Raw genomic sequence first — 7,410 nt, 5'->3', positions numbered from 1 at the left:
CACCCGCCACTATGACAGCAATCGTGATTTGTATAGGGTCTTCCAGAGCTTTCAACACCAATCCTTTATTCAAAACGCCGCTGACGATGACCGCTGCAATCCCCATAATGAATAGGAAAACTTCCAAATTGCGCTCGACGAACGGAATTGTGAAAGGAACGAATAAAACTAAAAGTAAGATAATCGATAATCCTAAAATCATAAACTCCCCCCTTTTCCATTCATTAATTTACTTTCTATTCCATCATATTATTTTTGTCGTAGAACATTCTTTGTAAAAATAAAAATGCAATACCGCGGACGGTATTGCATTCAAAAACCAGATTACATTAATGGACACCCTTCATGAATTTCATAATGAAAGGGGAGATGGCGAATAAAATCAAGCTTAACACAATTGCCACACCGCCAATGATGCCGAAATACATCATTTCATTTTCTGGAGAATAAAACTTTACAAGCTGTGCATTCAATGCTTGAGCCGCTGCGTTCGAAAGGAACCATAAGCTCATCGTCTGTGCGGAAAAGGCGGCTGGTGCCAATTTCGTCGTTGCAGACAATCCGACAGGTGAAAGGCAAAGCTCACCTAATACTGCAATGAAAATACTTAGGGCAAGCCATAGTGGATTCACAAGCGTATCCGCTCCACCGAAATAAGCAGGCAACAGAATCACGATGAATGAAAGTCCTGCAAATAATATTCCCAATGAGAACTTTTGAGGTATCGTAGGTTGACGTTTGCCCATTTTAATCCATAACCAGGCAAAAACCGGTGCTAATACAATGATAAATAAAGGATTTAACGATTGGAACCATGCTGGTGAGATGTGGAATCCGAAAACATCCAAATCTGTTCGTTTATCTGCATAGAGTGCCAAAATGGTTGACCCCTGTTCTGCAATCGACCAAAACATCACTGCGGCCAAGAATAATGGAATGTAGGCAATAATTCTTGATTTTTCATCTGGTGTCGTTTTTTTGCTGCGATACATGACGATGAAATAAGAGAATGGTATCACAAAACCGAGGATTCCTACAAGGCCGATGAACGAGTCGAATGTGAGCCATCCTCTAGGAATTGAGATGTAAATGAGAGCACCTAACACTACTACAACCGCTATTGCTGTTGTGAAAAAACGCTTGCGTTCTTCGGGTTTCAAAGGATTGGCGATTTGAGTGCCGGCTAGTCCCAAGTTCTTCTTCTTTGTGAAAACGAACATGAGTAGACCGAAAAACATACCAATCGCAGCAAGACTAAAACCGAGATGGAAGTTATATTTTAGTCCGATCGTTCCTACAATCCATGGTGCAATGAAGCTTCCCATATTAATGCCCATATAGAAAATACTAAAGCCAGAATCCAGGCGAATATCATCTTTACTATATATATCTCCAACGATGCTTGAAACGTTTGGTTTTAAAAGGCCAGTTCCTAAAACAATCAATCCCATTGAGATGAAGAGCGCTATTGCACCCCCCGGCATTGCGAGGACAATATGGCCTAACATGATCAATACTCCGCCGTAGAAGACCGCCTTGGACGTTCCGAATATACGGTCCGCAAGCCATCCTCCGATAACTCCGGACATATAGACAAGCGCACCATAAATGGACATGATGGATAACGCTGTCGTCTCATTGATCCCTAATCCGCCTTTGGAAAGTTCGTAATACATATAGAAGAGGAGGATTGCCCTCATCCCATAATATGAAAAACGTTCCCAAAATTCCGTGAAAAACAAAGTGAAAAGCCCTTTTGGGTGTCCGAAGAACCCTTTTTGGGGAACGCTTTCAACAATCTGCTCTTTCGTGATCTGTGACATTGAAATGTTGCCTCCTTTAGTATTTCATTATTATATAGATAAATTAATTATATTGTCAAAATAAAAATGCCTTCAATAAAATTTGTTTTTATCAAGATAATAGAGTGTTTTCAGATACCTTATGTATTTTTAAAATTATATTTATAATGAAATCTTTTTCGTGGGTAATCGTATTCAGGACAACATTATGATGCCCACCGGAATAGAGCCGATACTTCAAAGGAGGAACGAAATTCTGCTCCGTTACTATTTTTTTCTAGAATTTCGAATGGAGCAGAACGTCAACGTTCAAAAACAATTGAATATGAGCTATCATGAAGATATGCAGTTAGTAGAAATGGATGTGTTGTTATGAGCCAATTGATTGTGGAAAATTTAACAAAAAGCGTTGGGGAGAAAACATTGTTCCGGGATATATCCTTTACGATTGTGAATGGGGAAAAAGTCGGCTTAATCGGAATCAATGGAACGGGCAAGTCGACGCTTCTTTCAATCATCGCCGGAACAGAGGATGTGGATTCCATCAATAAGGAGCATCCGAATAAATACAGTATTTCCTATTTGCCGCAAACACCTGTAGTAGATCCGGAAAAAACTGTGATGGAAACAGTATTCATGTCAGATGCGCCGATCATCAAATTGAATTTGGAATATGAATATGCGCTTGCGGCACTTTCTTTGGACTCTTCTTCAATAGAAAACCAAGAACGATTCACGCGTTTGCAAAATGAAATGGACGCTAGGTTGGCATGGGACTTAAACACGAAAGCAAGGATGGTCCTGACAAAATTGGGGATTGATACGTTTGATAAAAAGATGGGCAAACTTTCCGGAGGTCAGCAGAAGCGTGTCGCTTTAGCGAAAGTGATCATCGAACCAGCGGATATCTTGCTTTTGGACGAGCCTACAAACCACCTTGATGTCCAGTCGATCACTTGGTTGCAGGAGTACTTGAAGAGCGAGCAGGGGGCTGTCATGTTCATTACACATGACCGCTATTTCCTTGACGAGGTATCCACTCATATTTATGAATTAGCCGATCGTACACTTTACGCACATACCGGAAATTTCGCGGATTATTTGGAATCGAAGGCGATACGGGAAGAAATGGCGGAAGCGACTGATGCGAAAATGCGAAATAGGTACCGAACGGAATTGAAATGGATCAGACGTGGGGCAAAAGCAAGGTCGACGAAGCAGAAGGCACGCATTGGCCGCTTCGAAGAGCTGCAAGAGAATTTGAAGAAAGAAGGTCCTGCTGGTGACATGGATGTGTCGTTGAAAACATCCCGTCTTGGCAAGAAAGTCATTGAGGCGCAGGACATTTCAAAAGCGTATGGGAATAAAAAAATCATTGAGCGTTTCAGCTGCATTTTGCAAGCGGGAGATCGGATTGCCATTGTTGGACCGAATGGAGCAGGGAAAACTACCCTAATGAAACTGTTCGCAGAAGATCTTCAGCCCGACAGCGGCTCAATTGAAAAGGGCTCAACCGTTAAAATAGCGCATTTCCATCAGCAACTGCCGATCATGGATGAAAACAAACGTATCATCGAATATATAAGAGAAACTTCAAATGACATAGAAGATAGCAACGGCATAAGGATTTCTGCTACACAAATGCTGGAACGCTTCCTATTTCCTTCTTCTTCCCATGGAACACCGATCGGAAAGTTGTCCGGCGGCGAGAGAAAACGGCTCTATTTGTTGAAATTGCTTATGGAACAACCGAATGTACTTTTGTTAGATGAACCGACGAACGACCTTGATATCGAGACGCTATCGGTACTCGAAACATTTATCGACTCATTTCCAGGCGTTGTGTTGACCATCTCCCACGATCGTTTTTTCTTGGACCGGACTTCTACAAAGCTTTGGGTGCTTGACGGCTCCGGAAATATTGAGGTCCTCTACGGCCTTTATTCGGACTATCTTGAATTGGAAACCGCTAAAAATAACGATGTCACTCCAAAAAAAGCCATACAAGAACCACAAACACAGCAACCAGCTGTCACAAAAAAGCGAATGACCTATTCCGAGAAAAAGGAATGGGAATCAATTGAAAAAGATGTCGAAAATGTAGAGGCGAAGATTGAATCTACTGAAGCTCAGATGGTCGAATTCGGTTCAAACTATGATCGCTTACGAGAATTGACAAAAGAGCTGGATGGTTTAAATGCTGAATACGAGCGTTTGATTGAACGTTGGTCATATTTGCAAGAAATATCAGAATCGCACTGAAAGGAGTTTTTCAAAATGAAAATTGTAACGATAGAACCGACCCCGAGTCCAAATTCGATGAAAATCATAGTGAATGAAGAGCTTCCGATGGGAGTCAGCCATAATTATAAAAAAGAAGACAGAGAAAGCGCGCCACATCCTGTTTCGAAAATGCTTGAAGTTAAAGGAGTTAAAGGGATTTACCACGTCATGGATTTCATGGCGGTCGAACGTGTAGGAAATGTTGCGTGGGAGGATATCCTTGCTGAAGTACAATCTATATTCAATGAGGAATCTATGGACGCTAATAGAGAATCCGAAAAAACACCTGATGACCATTATGGGGAAGTGTATGTCCATGTCCAAACTTATAAAGATATTCCGCTTCAAGTGAAGGTTTTTGATAGTGATTCGGAGTTGCGGTTCGGTCTTAGTGAGCGTTTTGGCGAAGCGATGGAAAAAGTGCATAGTACGGAAGTGGAAAATTATATCCTGCTTCGAAAATGGGCTGATTACGGCATCAGATATGGCGACAAACAGGAAATCGGCGAAACAGTCGTGTTGGAAGTTGAAGCCGCTTATCCTGAAGAACGATTAAAGGAAATTATTAGCCTGTCGGAACAAGGGAAAAGCAACGTTGAAGAACGAAAGCGCAAAGTCACATTGGATGATTTCAATGTGGAAGAGTGGGAAAAACGATTCCAACTGATTGATCAAATGCCTGATCCCGATGTTTCAGATCTGCCATTGCTTGATCGTGCGCTAGAAGATGATAAAATGTCGATTCGCCGTCTTGCAACGGTATATCTTGGAATGATCGAGGATGAGTCCGTCATCCCTTACGTGGAAAAGGCATTGAAGGATAAAAGCTGGGCGGTGCGCAGAACAGCGGGCGATTGCATGAGCGATTTAGGTTTTGCAGGCTTTGAGCAAGCTGCAATCGGGGCATTGAAAGATAAGAACAAACTTGTCAGGTGGCGGGCTGCCATGTTCCTCTACGAGTCAGGAACAGAAAATGCATTGCCAGCATTGCATGATTCCGAAAACGATCCTGAATTCGAAGTGAAACTGCAAGTCCGAATGGCCATTGCTAGGATTACTGAAGGGGAAGAAGCGAAAGGTTCCATTTGGAAGCAGATGACCGAGATTCATAGCAATTCACTTGACTAATTGTACCGAAGGGAAAAATAGCGAATTTTGTCTAAAAACATCAGCAAAGTGTGCATTCATACACTTGCTGATGTTTTTAATTTTTTTATCAAAATGGAACATTGGAATTGGAAAACACCATAAAAAAAGATGCTAATTTTCAAAGTAAGACAGCGTTTACATTTTATTAATTGATTTCTTGGAGAAAAATATTAAATTTATTTAGTTAGCTACAGTTGCTGTCATGAAGGGCTTTGTTTGGGATTTTTGATTTGTTTTTATCTGAAAAAAGCTAATAATTGGTTGATGTTTAAAATTCCCTATGTTAACCTGTTAACTATCAAATTATTATGTTTGATGAAAAAATAAAGGAGGAAGATTGTGAGAAATTTCAAGATTGGTATTTTAGTAATTGTGATGGCACTACTTGTTAGTGCGTGTGACAGTGGGGAGTCCACGTCAGGGGGATCTACGCTTGAATCCCTGCAGGAAAAAGGTGTGGTAAAGGTTGGGTTTGCTAATGAAAAACCATATGCGTACGAAGAAGATGGAGAGCTTAAAGGCGGGGCAGTGGCGATTGCAACAGCAGTCTTTGAGAATCTTGGCATAGAAGAGGTTGACGGTCATCTTTCCGATTTCGGACAATTGATCCCTGGACTTGGTGCCGGAAAATTCGATGTTATCACTGCAGGTATGGCAATAACACCTGATCGTTGCGATAGTGTGGACTTCGGTGAACCTGAAATGCAATACGGTGAAGGTTTAATTGTCGCTACAGGAAATCCGGAAAATTTGCATAGCTATGCGGATATAGCAGCAAATCCTGATATTACAGTCGCTGTCATGAGTGGAGCGACTGAAAAAGATTTCATGATCCGCGAAGGTGTTGACGAAAAACAAATTATGATGGTACCGGATATTCCAGCATCATTTGCGGCAGTTGCCTCAGGAAGGGCGCATGCAACTACGGGTACCGAAATGACTATAAAAATGGCACTCGAATCGGCTGATCAAAACAAGCTTGAATTTGTGAATGACTTTGCCCAACCGGATATTGAAGGCGTTCCCAGCTTCGGGGCAGCAGCGTTCCGCATTGATGACGATGAATTGAGGGAGGCCTATAATGCCGAACTGAAAAAGTTGAAGGAAAGTGGGGAAATTGCCGAGTTGATTGAACCATATGGATTTACAGAAGAGATGAATGTAGTGGATCCTGCACTTACGACAGAAAGTATTTGCAACGGCGAAAATTACTAGATTAGGTCCAGGGTCAGGCCTTTTTCAGGTCTGCCCCTGTTTCACATTTGACAGTGTAACGAAAAGAACATTATTGGAGTTGTTTTTATGAGTTCCATTCCAGATATTACCTTCATGCTTATGAGGGGGATAAAAGTAACACTGATCGTACTTGCACTTTCCATTATCTTCTCTTCATTCATTGCATTGATTGCCGGTTTATCAAGAGTATCTCACAATAAATTGCTGACTGGTTTTACAGGTTTTTATGTCGAAATCTTCAGGGGCACATCGTTGATTGTCCAACTTTTTTGGTTTTCCTACGCACTGCCTGGACTCTTTAATATCCATCTTGGAACTGATTTGTGGGTAGCTGTGCTGGCGATTTCGCTGAATTACGGCGCTTATATGTCCGAAATTGTAAGAGGGGCTATCCTGTCGGTTCCGAAAGGACAGACAGAAGCATCGATCGCCTTGAATCTTTCCAGATTTCAAAGGATGAGGCATATTATCATCCCCCAGGCAATCCGTATGATGCTGCCGGAGTATGGCAATTATTTAATCCAAATATTAAAAGCGACTTCGCTTGTTTCATTGATCGGCTTGACGGATTTGTTGTACTACGGAAATATCTACAGAAGCACGCATTTGCAGGAAGCGCCAATCGTCTACATTATCATTTTGTTATTTTACTTTATCCTTGCGCTGCCTCTTATCGGCTTTACGAAAAAGATGGAAAAAGCCGCTAAGAAAGGGGTGGTTCACGGATGACGTGGAGCTGGGAAGTGTTTATTGAGGTAATTCCAATCATTTTCAAAGGATTGTGGATCACTGTAGGTTTGACGATTGCTTGTTATTTATTTGCACTGTTCTTCGGGTTTTTCTGGGTTATCATGAGCCGAATTTCGATGGGACCAATCAATTGGCTATTCAAATGGATTGCTGAATTCATACGTTCGACTCCGCCTCTTGTTCAATTATT

The 7,410-nt window shown here is 41.6% G+C and carries 6 protein-coding genes and 1 pseudogene; 5 read left to right on the top strand and 2 right to left on the bottom strand.

Annotation, left to right across the window (positions count from 1 at the left end):
* Both AWV70_RS24975 and AWV70_RS21150 read right to left on the bottom strand, forming a co-directional pair.
* Window positions 1-202 (bottom strand): DUF1646 family protein (locus AWV70_RS24975; protein ID WP_235588798.1); only part of this gene is annotated, 202 nt, incomplete at its 3' end.
* 127 nt (window positions 203-329) lie between these two features.
* Window positions 330-1,823 (bottom strand): peptide MFS transporter, encoded by a 1,494-nt coding sequence (locus tag AWV70_RS21150; RefSeq protein WP_060210463.1) that lies wholly within the window; start codon window positions 1,821-1,823, stop codon window positions 330-332.
* A 351-nt stretch (window positions 1,824-2,174) separates the two neighbouring features.
* On the opposite strand from AWV70_RS21150, the gene AWV70_RS21145 reads away from it, so the two are divergent.
* From AWV70_RS21145 to AWV70_RS24970, 5 genes and pseudogenes are all read left to right on the top strand, one after another.
* Window positions 2,175-4,064: an ABC-F family ATP-binding cassette domain-containing protein gene (locus tag AWV70_RS21145; protein WP_060210462.1), complete on the top strand. Its 1,890-nt coding sequence runs from the start codon at window positions 2,175-2,177 to the stop codon at window positions 4,062-4,064.
* A gap of 15 nt (window positions 4,065-4,079) precedes the next feature.
* A complete protein-coding gene (locus AWV70_RS21140; protein ID WP_060210461.1) occupies window positions 4,080-5,213 on the top strand; it encodes a conserved virulence factor C family protein in 1,134 nt (377 codons plus the stop codon).
* Window positions 5,214-5,573: 360 nt separating this feature from the next.
* Complete coding sequence (ehuB, locus tag AWV70_RS21135) at window positions 5,574-6,449, top strand: ectoine/hydroxyectoine ABC transporter substrate-binding protein EhuB (protein ID WP_414714857.1); 876 nt, start codon at window positions 5,574-5,576, stop codon at window positions 6,447-6,449.
* Between the two features lie 87 nt (window positions 6,450-6,536).
* On the top strand, window positions 6,537-7,199 hold the full coding sequence (locus tag AWV70_RS21130; protein ID WP_060210460.1) for an amino acid ABC transporter permease: 663 nt from the start codon (window positions 6,537-6,539) through the stop codon (window positions 7,197-7,199).
* A pseudogene (locus AWV70_RS24970) lies at window positions 7,196-7,410 on the top strand (ectoine/hydroxyectoine ABC transporter permease subunit EhuD); the annotation flags it as partial. The gene AWV70_RS21130 and the pseudogene AWV70_RS24970, both read left to right, overlap by 4 nt.

The organism is Sporosarcina koreensis (genome assembly GCF_001531445.1).
Classification (GTDB): Bacteria; Bacillota; Bacilli; order Bacillales_A; family Planococcaceae; genus Sporosarcina; species Sporosarcina koreensis_C.
Note: the sequence above shows the minus strand (reverse complement) of the source record. Positions and strands in the feature narration are given on the sequence as shown.

Bases quoted from the DNA above. Each gene is read 5' to 3' on its own strand.
- AWV70_RS21145 (WP_060210462.1), top strand. From the start codon at position 2,175: ATGAGCCAATTGATTGTGGAAAATTTAACAAAAAGCGTTGGGGAGAAA.
- AWV70_RS21150 (WP_060210463.1), bottom strand. From the start codon at position 1,823: ATGTCACAGATCACGAAAGAGCAGATTGTTGAAAGCGTTCCCCAAAAA.
- AWV70_RS21140 (WP_060210461.1), top strand. From the start codon at position 4,080: ATGAAAATTGTAACGATAGAACCGACCCCGAGTCCAAATTCGATGAAA.
- AWV70_RS21130 (WP_060210460.1), top strand. From the start codon at position 6,537: ATGAGTTCCATTCCAGATATTACCTTCATGCTTATGAGGGGGATAAAA.